This window comes from Flavobacterium columnare (assembly GCF_014844295.1).
GTDB lineage: Bacteria > Bacteroidota > Bacteroidia > Flavobacteriales > Flavobacteriaceae > Flavobacterium > Flavobacterium columnare.
This window is the reverse complement of the sequence record NZ_CP054494.1, coordinates 1,738,917-1,756,429: the sequence shown is the minus strand read 5'-3', so window position 1 is coordinate 1,756,429 and position 17,513 is coordinate 1,738,917. Positions and strand designations below refer to the sequence as shown.

The following is a 17,513-nucleotide window of genomic DNA, read 5'->3' as shown; positions in this document are numbered from 1 at the left end:
TACAGTTGTAAATTGCTTTCAATTTTTTGTATCTTTGTACTGTTTCACAGTCTAAAACCCTTTTAATCAGTTTTTTTATTTGTTGTGAATTGCTTTCAATTTTTGATTTTTTCATAATGCGTTACAATTTCAATTAAAAAAGAAATTGGTCTTTTAGCTCTTTTTGCTTCCTTTTAGGAATTAGCAGTTAAACTTTGATTTTTTTTTATTCTAATATAAGAATACTTATATCCTACTAAAAGTTTTAGAAAATCAGAGGATTAGTATATAAACTGAGTTCCTCTAAAAAAGAAGGTTCTATATTTCGTACTAATCTAAAAGTTTATTCTTTTTTGTCATTCTTGGTTTCTTTGGGATGATTTAGTACTAATCAGATACCATGTTAACTAAAAAAATCATACGTTTTTATTTAGGTTATCCAACTCCTTTCGTGTGAGTTAAGTTGATTTAGAAACTTTCCTATGCTAAGTTTTTATGTTTTTATCAAGTTGTATTAGAATACGAAAGGAATATATAGACTTAAAGGAGTGTTTTGTTTTTTATCGAGGATGAGGACAAACAAAATAAAATTGTTTGTCCTTTACTTCTAAATAGGTTGAATGAGGTGGGGAGAACGGGGATTATTTGATTACTCTTGTAATAGTACCTAATCTATCTAATTTTAATTTCCAACAGTTTGATTTAATTTGAATACCTTCAATGGAGTTTTCCATTTTATTAGAAGTACTAAATTCCATTTTGTTTACAATAGAAGTGGCAACCTCAGCCTTAATAAAAAAACATTGTTTTCCAGAGGAACTGACCATTTTATAAATTCTATTGGTTTGGTCTTTTGTCAAATTCTTAAAATCTACAATATCTGGATTTTCTATTTCATCTAATGTAGGTACGAATACTAGATCTTGTGGTGATAATGCAAAGACTAAAGTATTTTCTTCTTGATTTTTTTCTGGCACTGCGGACATTCCTTTCTTTAATGTTTCTAAAACATCATTAAAAGGGATTGTTTCAAAATAACGATTATTTTCTTGGTCTTTATAAATGGCAAAAAACAAATTTGTTCCTTTTTCGGCTTCTACATATTTGCTCTTTTTGTTGCCTTTATTCCCTAAAGGAAACTTTACTCCTTCTTCATAAATACGTACTTTATAAATAGGTTTATGATGAAAACCATTGTTATATTTTGTTATCGTTGCGTTTAGTTCTTCTATCCCTTCTGGGGAAAAAGCCAATTCAGGACTTTTTTTATATTCTAAATAATTTTTGAGTATTTTTTGAATTCCTGTGTCCGTAATTTTTTCAATAGATTTAAAATCCATACTGCTATCCAATACCTTGCGCGTTGCTGTTAAGATTTTTCCTTTGGCTGGTGTTTTATATGACAAATGTACTTTTCCAGAAATGGTTTCTTTATGTAATGGTTTACGAATGGCCCAATTATCTCCTTTAATTTGTCTTACTTTTACTTTTTTTCCATTTTCATTATACTTTTCGTAGTAGTTTACGGTTTTGTTTATGATTCTTAAATTTTGTTTAAAAGACGGAATAATAGATTCTAAAATATCTTTTGTGTTTTCAGTAAAATCAGCCCAAGGCTTTATAAAAACCCAATTGTATTTTGTTGGATCATTATCATTGTATTTTTTTTCGCATAATTGTGCTCTGATATCCAATCGTGATTTTTGAAGTATTTCACGATAATTTTCTTTCTCAATTGCGTTCTTCTTTAATTTTTCACCTTGTATATTTTGGTTATTCATATAATTAATATGGTTACGAGTAATACAGGCTATTACAATGGCATCTAAGGCATGATGGCGATGATCTAGTCTTTTTTTATGAAATCCTTTAGCATACTGATCAGGCACTATAGGCATCCTTTTTTGTTTTTGTTCACTATAGGTAGTAAACAAATTTGTTTTTGTAATTGTGTTTAACCGCTCGAAGCGATAGAGTAATAAATCATTCCAGACATCATTAAGATCCCAATCGTTTTTAAGTGCTCGGGTCATTTTTCCTGAAATAGATAAGATATTTGTTGAATTTATGCCATTATCTGTTCCGTCTTCTTTTCTAACTATTTTAGACAATAATTGCATCACATATTTACTTACGTAACGGGTATCGTTTAACTGCTTTTCAACCATTTGTACTGGAAGTTCTTTTAACAAAAGGTTTTCTCTTTTAGCTTTGTTTTTTGCATAATATGTAGTAACAAAATTCCAATATTGTTCTGGGCTTAATAACCTTATTGTTTTGCCTTCTTCTAAAGTAACCTCTCGTATTTCGTGGTTGTTAATAAATTCGTATCCTAATTGATTATTTTTTAATCTATTTATTTCTGTTTCGCATATCACTTTATTTGATAGGTTGTCATCATAATATTTACTTCTAGGTATGATATGTTCTATTTCATAATTAGGAGTAAACAATTTGCTTAACGGAATGGATTGGCCTGTGTAAGGCGATTTATATTTATGTTCTAACCAGAGTATATAAAGTTCTAACTGCTTTTTTGTAGGTTGATCTGTATTGCTGATTTTTATAATATCCTCTTCTATTTCAATTCCTGAATTTAAAGCCCCTTCTTCAAATATTTTTAAAATTTCTTGGTGTTTGGGCGAATTGGGTTTTACGTTTTCAACACCTTGTGTAAATAGCTCTATAAGGAGTGCTTTTATTCTTGTATTTGTAGATTCATTTTTAGTATTAGTACTGGATAATTTTCTGCGTTTATCAACAGGGTTTTTTAAATCTTTCCCTAACTCTATATGTATTTCGTTGAAAAAATCTTTTTTACCTTGGCCTTTTTTTGACCATATATCTCTTACTACTCGAAGGGTTTCGGTTACTACTTGTTCTACAATAGGGTTTCTTAGAGCATGTTGTTTAAACTTTTTTAAGAAAGTATCTATATCTTGAGGCGATTTCCATTTTTCAATTTCAGAACTTTCGTTATGGCTATTGTATACTATATACCCTGCCAACCAAAGAGGTAGGTTTTTAAAATCATTTTCGTTAGAAAAATGATTTGTTTTTTCTCTAACTAGAGTAGAAATAGTATCATTTTCTTCACCTGTAATAATACATTGGATTTTTTGTTTGGTAATTGGGTCAATATCATCATAATTCCAATATTTTCCTACTCGCATTAATGGTAATAATTTCTTTATTGCTTTTAAAGAGTAAATAGCATAATCATTTTTAAAAGGAGGAATTCTTTTAAAGGTATTTACAAAAGATTTTGTATCAAGGTGATTCTTAAGAGCAAATTTTGCTAAGGCTTTTTCATACTGCTTTTTATCTGTTACGGAATAAATAATATGCCAAAGATTATAAAGTCTTTCTTTATCTAAAAAATCGTCTTGAGCATTGTAAATTTTATCTAATTTATTTTTTAATAAAAAATAGGTTTCACCACAAGGATAGGTTTTAGATTCATCTTTTTCATGATCATATACATAATTCCAACGATATTCTTTAACCTTAGTTTTAACTTGCTTGGGTTTTAGATCGGGAAATTTTGTTTTTACTAAATATTCTAATATCCCTTTATGGTCAATTTCTTTTTTATTCCATAAAAATTCGAAAAGATTTTCAAAATCTTGTTCATTAGTAAGAAAAAAATCCGTGCAATTATCACTGGATAATTTTTCATATATTTTTAGGTTTTTTATCCATTGCCATAAACGAAACTCTTGAAATAAAGGATGTGATTTAGCAACTGCTGGGATATACTCTCTGATTTTTTTATCTTCTTTTTTGAATGTACGACTTTCATAAGTACATTTTCCAATATTATATTTTGGGGCTTTTAATGGACGTTGATAATACAAAATATCATTAATAAATAAGTACGCAATATCCTTATTTTTTAATGCGCTTTTATATATCTCGTTCTTAGGATATAATTCTTCTAAACAAGCTTTATAGAGTTTAGAACTATTCAGTTCTAGGTGATATTCTTTTTGTTTGTTAATGATTTGTTGAAGCTCTTCTTTGTAAATACTTCTATCTATGGTTCGTATAAAATCACCTTTTATTTTAAGATCAGGGGTATTAAGTAAGGCATCATAAATATACGTTCCAAGAGTCTTTCCTGATTCGTAAATTTCTTTTTCTGTCTTTTTTTTAAGTAGCGTCCAATCTCCTTCACTAGGGGCTCTAAAACTTCTTTTTTCTTTTCCTTCTTTATCTTTTTTAATAGACCCATCTTGATTCAGATCAGTAGTAACAATAAAATCTTTTGTTTTCCCTTCCCAATTAAATAAGGGCGTTTTACTTTCTCTCCTATACGTCCATCCATTTTCTAGATTAATACTATACCATCTTTTATCCCTTCCTTCTTTGGGTTGATCCGCTACAACATCTATAATTTTTAGAGAATAAAATTCTACTTGTTTGTTCGGTACACTCTCCTCTTCCTCATCTCTTAATTGATTGTATCCTCTTTTTTGGTTAAACTGAAGTAATAACCAAGCTAATTCTTCCTTTTCTATTCTTTGATTTAATGCTTTTTTTCGTAAATAATAAATAGTCCAATCATAAGGGATTTTTTTATTATTAGTAAGTAGTTCAGGGTGTTTTTCTTGAAATTCTTTTAGCATTTCAAGAAAAGAATTTTGAAAAATAAATTGATTTTGATTGTATGCTAACTTAGGTTCTGTATTAGGCAGAAATTTTCCAAAATATTTTTCAAAATCAATGCTTTCAGCATAATGTTTAGGTAAAAAATCTAGTACGTTTAAAACCCTATGTAAACGCTCTCTTCTTAATAAGAATCTTTGTATTAATTTGCGTTTACTACGATAATCTGTGCGTAAAGCGGTTTGCGTTTCAGTAATTGCTCCTGAACCAAATTTATCTAAAATATCTTGTGTCATAGGTATGATCCTACTACCAGCCGCTATAATTTTACCTTTTTTGTTTTCATAGTCTTCATTTACTAGAGCCCAACCAATAGAATTGGTCCCTATATCTAATCCTAAGTTAAATTTCATCATTAGTGTACTTATTTATAACAATATTATTATAAAAAATAAACTAATACTATTTTTTTAATCAAAAAATTGTATATTCGTATAACAAAATTTGAAAGCAATTCACAATAAGGATTATTCCGTTGTGAAAACATTTAGGTTGCCTCTTGCCTATGATCAGGAGGCTTTTTTTATTTAAAAAAATCAGCAATTTTACGATCGTTGCCCAAACGTGGTAATTTATTTTGTCCACCTAACTTACCAATAGATTTCATATATTCCTGAAATCCGTTTTTTGCCACTTTAGTAATCACAACAGTCTGTAAAACGCGTCCAACGATTAGATCATCGTAATAAACGTTTTGTTTACGCATGGCTTGATCGATTTTTAATGCAAAAGCTTTTAAATCTTCGGGTTCATTTTCAAATTCAATGAGCCATTCATGATAGGGTAAGCCTTCTGAGGGATTAATTTGTGGAGCAACTGTAAATTCATTTACCCGAACTGATGTCCCTTCCATAGCTTCTTGTAGAGCACTTTCTACCTCTTTACCTATGACATGTTCTCCAAAAGCTGAAATATAATGTTTGATTCGTCCAGAAACTATTACTCGATACGGACTTAAAGAAGTAAATTGTACTGTATCCCCAATATTGTATGCCCACAATCCCGCATTCGTAGATATAATCAATGCGTAATTAATCCCTAATTCGACTTCTCCAATGGTATATCTTTTAGGGTTTTCTGTAAAAAACTCATCGGCTTTTATAAACTCGTAAAAAATTCCAAAATTCAACAACAAAAGCATTCCTTTTTCTTTCTGAGAATCTTGATATGCGAAAAACCCTTCGGAAGCTGGAAATAACTCTATAGCATCTACTTTTCGCCCAATTAAATTTTCGAATTTTGCGCGGTAGGGTTCGTAATTTACGCCACCGTAAATAAACAAATTGAAGTTTTTAAAAACCTCACCAACTGGCTTTTTAGCTTTTTCGGAAAGTTTTTCAAAATACATTTGTACCCAGGATGGAATTCCAGAAATTACCGCCATGTCTTCGTGAAACGTTTCTTCAACAATGGCATTGACTTTAGTTTCCCAATCTTCAATACAATTCGTTTCCCATGAAGGCATACGGTTTTTTTGAAGATACTTTGGAACAAAATGTGCCACAATTCCTGAAAGTCTTCCTAATTTGATTCCGTTTTTTTCTTCCAGAATTGGGCTCCCTTGCAAAAAAATCATTTTTCCATTTACAAAATCAGCTTTACCTGTTTCATGTACATAACTTAAAATGGCATTACGAGCTGCTTCTATGTGATACGGCATAGATTCTTTAGTTAGCGGAATGTATTTTGCTCCTGAAGTCGTTCCTGAAGTCTTTGCAAAATAAATAGGTTTACCAGTCCAAAGAATATTTTCTTCTCCTTTGACTACTCGATCTACATAGGGACGTAATTCTTCGTAATCGCGAACAGGGACTTTTTGAACATAATCATTATATGTGTGTATTTGTTCAAATTGATGGTCTTTACCAAACTGGGTGTTTTTTGCCTGTTGAATTAATTTTTTAAAGATTTTTTGTTGGGTTTCAATAGGATTATTTACCCACTTTTGGGTTTTATGATAAATGAAGGAGGCAAATAGTTTTGCTCCAATACTTTTGATCGACATTATTTACTATCTTTTTTCGCAGCTGCTTCTACTTGTTTTCGTAATTCTTTTTCTTCTTCGGATACTTGCATATCATATTCCGATGGATCCACATAATCAGAAGCTAAAATAGAATCTTTGTTTACTTTAGCATATTCTAAATCGCCTGTTAATACTTTTTTAACCGATTGTATATAAGCGTCATTCTTTTTTATCTCAAAATCTAATGAATCTGATTTTAAACCTAGTAACAATGCTTTTTCTTTCAATTCTGTTGATGAATATCCTGGGATGTATTCTCTTAAAGTTGTAAAAGCAATTATGTAAGTAGTTACTGAAATTAAAAAAATAGCGCCAATGGATAATAATAGAAAAACATTTAAAATGGTTAATCGAAGTGAAAATTGTTCTTCAAAAGTATCTTCATTTAAGATAATTAAACGTCTTTTCGTGATAATTTTATCAAGAAATTCTTTGCGTTTGAATCTTTTAAGTATCGTCATAAACTAAATTTATACCTATTACAAATATAGGAAAATAGAATGGCTCTTCAGTATACGAATAATAATTCGTTAAAAATTACATTTGAGTTTTTTCTTTATTATCTTTGCAAAGTAATTTAAATGCAACTTTTGCACAATTTTTAAGAATATGGGAAGATTAGGTCCAACGGAAATTATACTAATAATTGCAGCTTTATTATTGTTATTTGGCGGTAAGAAAATTCCTGAATTAATGAAAGGTTTAGGAAGTGGATTGAATGAATTCAAAAAAGCTTCTAAAGGAGAAGATACTGCTGCACCAAAAAAAGAAGAAGAAACTAAAGAGTAACTCTTACTATTTACCTTCTTTTTATGGATAAAATAGACGCAAAGATTCTTAATATTTTACAACAAGATTGTACACTTTCGGTGAAAGATGTTGCGGCTATGGTGGGGCTTTCCTATACTCCTACTTATGAAAGAATTAAACATCTTCAAGAATCAGGAGTTATTAAGAAAAGTGCTGTTATTCTTAACCCTTCAAAAGTAGGTATCAAGCTATTTGCTTACTGCAATATTACACTCAAAAAACAATCTCGAGAGCATTTAAAAAATTTCGAGGATGAAGTTATGAAAATGCCTGAAATACTAGAAGTTACTAGTCTTTCAGGTATTTACGATTATATGTTAAAAATTGCGACTACAGATATTGATGCTTACAATAATTTTGTAGTGAATAAATTAGCCAATATTCCAAACATTGGACAATATCACAGTAATATTGTGATGAGTATGGTGAAAAATGAAACTTCTTACTATTTAGCTGAGGATTAAATCATTTTCTTTTTCTTTTTAATAAACTCCTCTTTGATTTTATCATTTTGCAAATTACCAATACTTCCTTCGTGGGTATGGTTTAGCGTTTCATAATTATAGATAAACTGATTTTCTTCCACTTGTTTTGAAACTATTTTATAGGCTTCTCTGAACGGAATACCGGATAAAACCAATTCGTTAACGGCTTCAACCGTGAATAGATTCAAATATTTTTCGTCTGATAGAATGTTTTGCTTAATGGTAATATTTTCTAACATTACTTGAAGCATGTCTAAACATTCTTTTAAGGTGATAATCGCTGGGAATAAACATTCTTTGGTTAATTGCATATCCCTGTGATACCCCGAGGGTAAATTGTTAGTCAATAACGTTAGCTCATTAGGCAAAGCTTGAATTCTGTTGCATTTGGCTCTAATCAATTCGAAAATATCTGGATTTTTTTTGTGCGGCATGATACTACTTCCTGTGGTTAATTCTTTAGGAAAACTAATAAATCCGAAATGTTGATTCATGTACAAACACACGTCCATTGAAAATTTTGTGAGTGTAGCTGCTATTCCAGATAAAGCCATAGCAGTTGTTTTTTCCATTTTTCCTCTCGTCATTTGAGCATAGACCACATTATGATTCATCGATTCAAAATTGAGTAGCAAGGTGGTGAATGTTCTATTTAAAGGAAAAGAAGAACCATAACCAGCACCAGATCCCAAAGGATTTTTATTAGCCATAGCATAAGCCGCTAAAATCAGTTCTAAATCATCACTTAAGCTTTCTGCATAAGCGCCAAACCACAAACCAAACGAGGAAGGCATTGCTAATTGAAAATGCGTATAGCCTGGTAATAACTCGTTTTTATGTTTCTCACTTAAATCAATCAAAGTATTAAAAACAGTTTCGGTCTTTTCGACAATTTGTTTCAATTCTGATTTTAGAAACAACTTAATATCCAACAATGATTGATCGTTTCTGGAACGACCGGCATGGATTTTTTTTCCTACCTCCCCTTTCATTTGAGTTAGTAACAATTCGACTTGGGAATGCACATCTTCTACACCCTCTTCAATTATAAATGACTTATCAAGTACCATTTTCAGAATGGATTGCAACCCCTCGTGGGCTTCCTTTAGTTCTTCAGTAGTTAATAATCCTATTTCATGCAACATAGATGTATGAGCCAAAGAACCTTTGATATCAGCTTCTGCCAAATATAAATCCCAAATAGTATCTTGGCCTATCGTAAATTGTTCCACCATTGCTAAAATGGAAGTTTTTACATTATCTGATGTATTTTGCCACAACTTCATAGTCTATCGTATTAAATTTTTCTAGCATTTCAATATAGATTGCAATGCCTTTGTTGATTTCTTCCACATAAATATATTCATTGGCTGTATGTGATCTTGCCGAATCGCCTGGTCCCATTTTGAACGTTGGAAAACCACTCATCAATGCCTGATCTGAAGTGGTTGGTGAAGCATAAATAGCTCTTCCTAATGCGATACCACTTTGCACAATTGGATGCTCTATTGGAGCAAATGAAGGATTCAAACGAGTCGAACGCGGAATGACTTCGCAATCCACATATTGATTGATAATTTCCAAAGCTTGTTCGTTATTGTATTTATCGGTGGTTCTAATATCCACTGTAAACTGGCATCTTTCTGGAACCACGTTATGTTGTACACCCGCATTGATAATAGTTACCGACATCTTGACTTTGCCCAGCATTTCCGATTCCTCTGGAAATTCGAATGTTCGAAACCATTCGATATCCTTCAACGCTTTATAAATAGCGTTTTCTCCTTCTTCCCTAGCGGCATGTCCTGATTTTCCGTGGGCAATACAATCAATCACAAAAAGTCCTTTTTCTGCGATAGCGATATCCATTTTGGTAGGTTCGCCCACTATTCCAAAATACATCTTTCCTAATTCTGGTAAAACGATTTCCACTCCGTTATTTCCAGAAATTTCCTCTTCTGCGGTGGCTGCATAAATCAAATTGAACTGCAAATCCTGTCTGTCATAAAAATGCAAAAAACAGGCCGCTAGAGAAACCAGTGGTCCACCAGCGTCATTACTTCCCAAACCATATAAAATCCCGTCTTCAATATCTGGACTAAAAGGATTTCTAGTATATTGTTTGTTTGGTTGTACCGTATCGTGATGTGAATTCAGTAAAATTGTTGGTTTTGAATCGTCAAAATATTTATTCTTTACCCAAACATTATGTAGTAATCGATTAGTAAGAATCCCTTTTTGAACAAAAAAATCATTCAGAATTTCAGCCGTATGATTTTCTTGTTTACTAAAAGATTGTGTCGCTATTAACTTTTTCAGCAATTCCAATGCTTCTTTTTGTAATTGTTCCATTCTTTATACTATTAAAGTTCCAATAAACGACTCGCCTTGTTCACTAGCATAATCGGCATGACAGATTTCGACCTTCGCTATTTTAGATTCACTCGCTTTAAAAGCATTTTCCAATTTAGGGAGCATTCCTTTTGAAATAATTTGTGCCTCTTTTAAAGATTGATATTCTTTCTTATCGAGCTTTCTTAACCATGAACCATCGACTTCAGGATTTGTCAACACCCCTAATTTTTCAAAGCAAAATCTAAGATTCACTTCGTTCGTTTCAGAAAGTGCTATAGCTACTTCGGTTGCAATAGTATCGGCATTGGTATTTAATAAATTACCTTTTCCATCGTGGGTAATTGGACTGATAACGGGTACAATTCTATTGTCTATAAGATTTTGCAAAAAACCGGCATGAATACTTTCCACATCACCTACCCAACCGTAATCAATAGTTGGATGATTTCTTTTTACCGATTGAATACAATTTCCATCTACACCACTTAATCCAATGGCATTGCATGATTTTGACTGTAATTTAGCCACAATGGTTTTATTTACCAATCCGGCATAGACCATCGCAGTAATTTTTAAAGTCTCAGCATCAGTAATCCGTCTACCGTCGATGATTTGTTGTTCAATATTCAAATTCTTTGCTACACTGGTAGCCAATTTTCCGCCACCGTGAATCAAAATTTTTGGTCCATCCAACTTAGCAAATCTGTTAAGGAAATCATCTAATTTTATTGCATCGTCAATAATATTCCCGCCAATTTTTATTACATGTACCATAGCTTAAAAATTAGATTCCACTATTTTTTTCAATACCGTTTGAGCCGCATATACTCTGTTTTCAGCTTGTTGTAGAATCAACGAATTTTCGCTGTCCAAAACCTCATCCGATACTTCTACATTTCTTCTCACTGGCAGACAATGCATCACTTTTGCTGAATTGGTTACTTTCAATTTTTCGTTAGTTAACATCCAATTTTCTGTAACAGGTAAAACCTTTCCGTAATCGGTATACGAAGACCAGTTTTTTACATAAACAAAATCGGCATCCTGTAATGCTTTTTCCTGATTGAATTCGATTGTTGCGCCTTTTGTAAACTCCTCGCTCAATTCATATCCTTCAGGATGTGTAATAGTCAAATCATAACCGCTGGACAAAGTCCATTCGGCAAACGAATTGGCTACCACCTGCGGAATCGGTTTGATGTGTGGCGCCCAAGTTAGCACCACCTTTGGCTTCTCTTTGGTTTTGTATTCCTGAATTGTAATCATATCCGCCAAACTTTGTAACGGATGTCTTGTTGCCGATTCTAAACTCACCACTGGGACTTTAGCATATTGCATAAACTGATGGATAATTTTATCGGCATAATCCTCTTCTTTATTTTCCAGATTAGGGAAACAACGAATGGCTAAAATATCACAATACAAACCCATAACGGCAGCTGCATCTTTAATGTGTTCCACAGTTTTTCCGTTCATCACGGCTCCTTCTTCAAATTCCAGTGCCCAACCATCGTTATTTACATTAAGAATCATCACTTCCATTCCTAAGTTTTGTGCGGCTTTTTGCGTACTCATTCTAGTTCTCAGGCTCGAATTGAAGAATAACAATCCGATGGTTTTATTCTTCCCTATTTGAGATATTCTTTCTGTTTTTTTTAATTCTATGGCTTCTTTCACTAAAGCCATGGGGTCTTCAATATCGTTTACTGATGTAAAATGTTTCATTTCTCTTTCATTAATCATTTCTAATCAGGACGTTTACTTCAAAATAATTTTTAAAGCTTGTAACAATTCGTCCAATTCTTTTTTCGTCACTGCCAATGAAGGCAAAATTCTCAGGGTATTTTTATTGCTCGCGGTTCCGGTAAAAATTCCGAATTCGTCCAATAATCGTTTACGCACAGCTGCGCAAGGCTCATGCAATTCGATGGCAACCATTAATCCCATGCCTCTGATTTCTTTGATATTTGGAATGTTTTGCAATTGTTCCATGAGATACTCTCCCATTTTTTGGGCATTCTCCATTAGGTTTTCCTTTTCAATCACTTCTAAAACTGCTAATCCAGCAGTGCAAGCCAAATAATTTCCTCCGAAAGTGGTTCCCAGCATTTCTTTTTTTGGCTGAATATGCGGCGCGATTAAAACACCAGCTATAGGAAATCCGTTGCCCATTCCTTTCGCCACAGTAATAATATCGGGCTGTATTCCCGCATGTTGATGGGCAAAAAATTTCCCCGTTCTTCCGTAACCCGACTGCACTTCATCCAAAATCAAAACAATACCTAGTGTTTTACACTTTTGCGCCACATGTTGTAAAAATGCAGGCTCTGGAATCTGAATACCGGCAACGCCTTGAATTCCTTCAATAATGACACAGCACACCTCATCGTTTACGGCTTGGTCAAAAGCATTACTATCATTTAATGGTAAAAAAGTTGTGTTGTTGTTTTCGTTCACTGGTGCTACAATTGCAGGATTATCTGTACTTGCAACGGCCAATGATGTTCTACCATGAAAAGCCTTATTAAAAGCGATTATTTTTTTTCTTCCATTATGAAAAGATGCCAATTTGAAGGCATTTTCATTTGCCTCTGCACCTGAATTGCACAAAAACAACTGATAATGAGTATAGCCCGAAAGTAGGCCTAATTTTGTTGCCAATTGTTTCTGCTGGTCAATCACAATCGAATTGGAATAAAAACCAATTTTATGCAACTGTTCTGTAAGGCTTGAAACGTAATGAGGATGCGTATGACCAATGGAAATTACGGCATGACCGCCATATAAATCCAAATAGTGTTTTCCGTTTTTGTCCCATAAGTCCGAACCTAGTGCTTTCACAATTTCAATATCTGAAACCGAATACACGTCGAATAGATTCATTTGTGTTGGGTTATTTATAGTTATTGTGTCCATAATTTAAAATGCGCTTGGTTTTAATTTTAACCCTGTTGTTTCGGGTAAACCGAACATCAGATTCATATTTTGCACCGCCTGTCCTGATGCTCCTTTCAATAAATTATCAATTACGCTCACGATCATGACATCCTCTTCGTTTTTTTCCAGATACAGCAGGCATTTATTGGTATTCACCACTTGTTTCAAATGAATGTTTTTAGGTGAAACAAACACAAAAGATTCCTGCTTGTATTTTTCTTCAAATAACGATTGCAATTGTTCTAAAGACTGATTTGATTTTAACGTGATACAAGCCAAAATACCTCTGGTAAAAGAACCTCTTTGCGGTAAAATATGTAGGTTGCCCGAATACACTTGCTGAACTTGCTGTACGCTTTGATTGATTTCTGCTAGATGCTGATGTGTAAAAGCTTTGTATACCGACAAATTATTCTGTCTCCAACTGAAATGCGAAGTTTCGGTCAATGATTGACCAGCACCTGTAGATCCAGTTGTACACGAAGCATACACATCACCACTCAGTAAACCTGCTTCGGCTAAAGGTAGCAACGCTAATTGAATGGCTGTTGCAAAACAACCCGGATTCGCAACATAATTTGCATTTTGAATCGCTGTTTTATTCCATTCTGACAAACCATAAACAAAAGAATGATTAGCCGCAATTCTATGGTCCTGACTTAAATCGATTATCTTAACCGAAGATGAAAATTCAGTCACTATCTTTTTAGCTTCACCATGCGCGACGCATAAAAAAACCACATCGATATCAGAATGATACGTTTCAGAGAATTTCAAATCGGTATCCCCAAACAAATCATCATGCACTTCATAAATGAACTTCCCAGCATTGCTTTTACTATGCACAAACCCAATTTCCACCTGTGGATGATTAATCAGGATTCTGAGTAATTCTCCTGCTGTATAACCAGCTCCACCAATAATTCCGGCTTTAATTATTTGCATCACTCAATTCTTTAGTAACCTGATGGTAAATCGAGGTTTGATTGCCGAATATTTTTGTAAATCCTTTTACATCTTCGCCGCTCCAGCCGTTGTTCATTTCACCGTATGACCCGAATTTTTCCGACATTAAATCAAACGGACTTTCAATCCCTTTCAATTCATATCTATACGGATGCAAGGTAATGTACACCTCGCCACTAACGGTCTTTTGAGTGTGGGTTAAAAAAGCTTCTATATCTCTCATAGTGGGATCCAGCATTTGGCCCTCATGCAACCAGTTACCGTACCAGCTTGATAATTGTTCTTTCCAGAATAATTGCCATTTGGTCAACGTATGTTTTTCCAGTAAATGATGAGCTTTGATAATCAATTCTGGAGCTGCGGCTTCAAAACCCACTCTTCCTTTAATCCCTATAATCGTATCTCCTACGTGAATGTGTCTTCCAATTCCGAAAGGTTGTGCCATTTGCTGTAAATATTCAATGGCAATAGACGGATGTTCAAATGAATGTCCATTTACTGAAATCAGTTCGCCTTCATTAAAACTCAATATAATATCTACAGATTCAGTAGCCGAAACCGGTGTTGGCCATGCTTCTTCCGGTAAACTTTGATACGAAGTCAACGTTTCTTTACCTCCTACAGAAGTTCCCCACAATCCTTTATTAATACTGTACACCGCTTTTTCGAAATTGAAGCTTACACCATGTGATTTCAGGAATTCGATTTCCGCTTCTCTGCTCAGTTTTTTATCCCTGATTGGTGTAATGATTTCCACATTAGGCAACAAATGATTAAAAATCATATCAAAACGCACTTGGTCGTTACCAGCTCCTGTACTTCCATGAGCAATCGTGTGAATTCCCAATTGGATGGCATATTCGGCAATGCTTTTTGCTTGAACCGCTCTTTCCGCACTGACACTTAAAGGATATGTTCCATTTTTTAATACGTTACCATAAATTAGATACTTAATGCAATCGTCATAATATTCCTTGCGTACATCAATGCATATATACGATGCCACACCACTTTGCAATGCCTTTTCTTCTAAAATTGCAATCTCTTTCTGATCGAACGCTCCAGTATTTATTGTTACGGCATGCACTTCATAATTTTCAATTTTACTCAAATACACCGCACAATAGGTTGTGTCTAAACCGCCACTATACGCTAATACTATTTTCTTTTTTTGCATTTTTTTGTTCTTTGATATTAGTGTCATACAGCATGGCTGTACACAAACAATTTTTATAATTTTTACTTTGCAGAATTTCGAAATTCACACAACTCTGGCAACCTTTCCAGAATTTTTCATCGGTAGTTAATTCCGAGTAAGTTACTGGCATATAGCCTAATTCCGAATTGATTCGCATCACAGCTAAACCAGTGGTTAATCCAAAGATTTTAGAATTAGGGTATTTGGTTCGTGATAATTCAAAAATTTTAGATTTGATCATTCGTGCCAATCCGCTCTGACGGAATTCTGGTGATACAATCAATCCCGAATTCGCCACATATTCTTCATTTTGCCAGGTTTCGATATAACAAAACCCAGCCCATTCCTTATTTTCTGTCAAAGCAATGATCGCTTTTCCTTCTTGAATTTTTTCAATAATGTATTCAGCCGATCGCTTTGCAATACCCGTACCTCTCACTTTCGCTGATGCTTCCATCTCATCGCATATCGTCTGGGCAAAGTGAATATGGTTATTATTTGCAATTTGAATACTAAACATAGATTAATTTTTGCGCAAATATATAAATAAAAGATATAATATCTTTAAAAGTATTTTTAATAAATTATTTTATCTAATTAATCGGGTTAATAAGTAATAATTATCTTGTTGGTTGATTTATTATTCAATGACTCTTATAATATATTTTAAAATAAAAAGATTGTGAAATAAAATAAACCTAAGTTAAAAAGCGTTAGCGTTATTTTTAAAGTAAAAAGATGACTTTTAATTTAAAAAACAAAATGTTATAAAAACAAACCTAAATAAGGTTGTTTTGTTTTTAAATCACTAAAAGTTATTAAAACAGAGGTTGTAGATTAAAAAAGGAAATTATTTTTTTTAAAATTTACTTTTTTTATTAATTTTTATTAATTTAAGCGAATTATCAACAATTTGTTGTCTTAAATTATTATTTAAATCAAAAAACAAATATATTTTTAAACTATCCTTAGAATATATTTAATTTAAACAGTTGTTTTTTTAAGGTGAAATTTGATTATAATAACACCAAACAACCTGTTTAATGAATTTATAATAAAACTAACCCAAACATTTTAAGACAATATTTATAATGATTATTTTTGTACTAAAAAACTAAATATTTACTTGATATGGAAATGAAAATTAGCTTTGAACAAGCACGCTTGGATCATTTAGGTTGGATGCATAAAATGAGAGACCTATTAGACGGTAAGGTGGAATTAGTCGAAAGTGAAATTGTATCACACTTACAATGTCGTCTGGGAAAATGGTTTGAATCAGAAGGTCGCGACGAGTTTGGAGAATTAGAAGAACTTCAAAAGTTTGATGTAAAACATGTTAAACTTCATAAACTTGCTAAAGAAATTTATATTGAAAATAAATTAGGAAATAAGGCCATTGCGGAAGAATTATTTACAGATCTCTCTAATACTTCACAAGAAATTGTAACACTTTTGAATGAAGCTGAAACTAAATTAAATATAGGTCTTACAAAAGTAGTAGAAAGAGAAATTCCTATTAAATTGCTAGATGATGCTGCTCCGTGGGATAAAAGCAACACATTGGTTATAAAAATTTTACCAAACAACGAAATAGAATATGTAAATGCGTTTTTTACTGAAGTATCAAGTTTTGAGAACAAAGACTTGATGGGTAAAAACTTTAATTCTATTCTTCACCCTGATATTCCAAAAGCTATTGAACGACTAATACTTGAAAACAACAAAGAAGCAGAAAGAACTACTAAAATTTTAAAATTTGTTACTTATAACGGTAAATTCGTTTGGGCTGTTGCGGATTTTATACCTACTATAGTTGATGATAAAATAGTTGACATTACTGTTAAATTATCAGGCGTTAACAATGCTATTTTGGCTAAGTTTATTATTCCTTTGTATGAAGAAATTAAAATCATAGAAGCTAAAAAAGGCGAATCTGGTGGTATTTTATTCTTAAATAACTTCTTAGAAGAACGTAATCGTACTATGGATGAGTATATTCAAAATCTTATTATAACGGGTCGAGATTCTATTAAAAGTGCTGAAAAAAGAAGTTGGTTGGGTAAACTTTTTAATTTCAATTTGTAAA

Annotated in this window: 14 protein-coding genes; 3 read left to right on the top strand and 11 right to left on the bottom strand. The window is 32.6% G+C overall.

The genetic code is table 11. The annotated features are described in order from the left end of the window. Positions 1-620 precede the first annotated feature (620 nt). From cas9 to HUE53_RS07575, 3 genes are all read right to left on the bottom strand, one after another. Positions 621-5,000: a type II CRISPR RNA-guided endonuclease Cas9 gene (cas9, locus tag HUE53_RS07585; protein WP_014165808.1), complete on the bottom strand. Its 4,380-nt coding sequence runs from the start codon at positions 4,998-5,000 to the stop codon at positions 621-623. A gap of 170 nt (positions 5,001-5,170) precedes the next feature. Next, the gene (locus tag HUE53_RS07580; RefSeq protein ID WP_192188398.1) at positions 5,171-6,652 is read right to left on the bottom strand and encodes a GH3 auxin-responsive promoter family protein; all 1,482 of its coding nucleotides are present in this window, start codon (positions 6,650-6,652) and stop codon (positions 5,171-5,173) included. After that, positions 6,652-7,134 (bottom strand): hypothetical protein, encoded by a 483-nt coding sequence (locus tag HUE53_RS07575; RefSeq protein ID WP_014165810.1) that lies wholly within the window; start codon positions 7,132-7,134, stop codon positions 6,652-6,654. Before HUE53_RS07575 ends, HUE53_RS07580 begins: the two co-directional genes overlap by 1 nt. 148 nt (positions 7,135-7,282) lie before the next feature. Between HUE53_RS07575 and tatA the strand changes: the two genes are divergently transcribed. Both tatA and HUE53_RS07565 read left to right on the top strand, forming a co-directional pair. Next, entirely contained in the window at positions 7,283-7,462 is a 180-nt protein-coding gene (gene tatA / locus HUE53_RS07570) for a twin-arginine translocase TatA/TatE family subunit (RefSeq protein ID WP_014165811.1), read from the top strand. A 23-nt stretch (positions 7,463-7,485) separates the two neighbouring features. Next, entirely contained in the window at positions 7,486-7,947 is a 462-nt protein-coding gene (locus HUE53_RS07565; protein WP_014165812.1) for an Lrp/AsnC family transcriptional regulator, read from the top strand. On the opposite strand, the gene argH is transcribed toward HUE53_RS07565, so the two are convergent. From argH to HUE53_RS07525, 8 genes are read right to left on the bottom strand one after another with little or no spacing between them, the layout of a single operon-like run. Further along, positions 7,944-9,254, bottom strand: a complete 1,311-nt coding sequence (argH, locus tag HUE53_RS07560) for an argininosuccinate lyase (protein ID WP_192188397.1) — start codon at positions 9,252-9,254, stop codon at positions 7,944-7,946. The genes HUE53_RS07565 and argH overlap by 4 nt on opposite strands. Continuing rightward, complete coding sequence (locus tag HUE53_RS07555; protein ID WP_107317440.1) at positions 9,226-10,320, bottom strand: M20 family metallo-hydrolase; 1,095 nt, start codon at positions 10,318-10,320, stop codon at positions 9,226-9,228. Before HUE53_RS07555 ends, argH begins: the two co-directional genes overlap by 29 nt. 3 nt (positions 10,321-10,323) lie before the next feature. Beyond that, entirely contained in the window at positions 10,324-11,097 is a 774-nt protein-coding gene (gene argB / locus HUE53_RS07550) for an acetylglutamate kinase (RefSeq protein WP_077225551.1), read from the bottom strand. A 3-nt stretch (positions 11,098-11,100) separates the two neighbouring features. Next, positions 11,101-12,048 (bottom strand): N-acetylornithine carbamoyltransferase, encoded by a 948-nt coding sequence (locus HUE53_RS07545; RefSeq protein WP_063744159.1) that lies wholly within the window; start codon positions 12,046-12,048, stop codon positions 11,101-11,103. 33 nt (positions 12,049-12,081) lie between these two features. Next, positions 12,082-13,206 (bottom strand): aspartate aminotransferase family protein, encoded by a 1,125-nt coding sequence (locus tag HUE53_RS07540; protein WP_192188841.1) that lies wholly within the window; start codon positions 13,204-13,206, stop codon positions 12,082-12,084. 36 nt (positions 13,207-13,242) lie between these two features. After that, complete coding sequence (gene argC / locus HUE53_RS07535) at positions 13,243-14,205, bottom strand: N-acetyl-gamma-glutamyl-phosphate reductase (protein ID WP_192188396.1); 963 nt, start codon at positions 14,203-14,205, stop codon at positions 13,243-13,245. Next, positions 14,192-15,403 carry an argininosuccinate synthase gene (locus HUE53_RS07530; RefSeq protein WP_192188395.1) on the bottom strand — a complete coding sequence of 404 codons (1,212 nt, stop codon included), beginning with the start codon at positions 15,401-15,403 and terminating at the stop codon, positions 14,192-14,194. Before HUE53_RS07530 ends, argC begins: the two co-directional genes overlap by 14 nt. Next, positions 15,372-15,944: an N-acetyltransferase gene (locus tag HUE53_RS07525; protein ID WP_225556126.1), complete on the bottom strand. Its 573-nt coding sequence runs from the start codon at positions 15,942-15,944 to the stop codon at positions 15,372-15,374. Before HUE53_RS07525 ends, HUE53_RS07530 begins: the two co-directional genes overlap by 32 nt. Positions 15,945-16,555: 611 nt before the next feature. On the opposite strand from HUE53_RS07525, the gene HUE53_RS07520 reads away from it, so the two are divergent. Next, a complete protein-coding gene (locus tag HUE53_RS07520; RefSeq protein WP_014165821.1) occupies positions 16,556-17,512 on the top strand; it encodes a CZB domain-containing protein in 957 nt (318 codons plus the stop codon). Position 17,513: the final 1 nt, after the last annotated feature.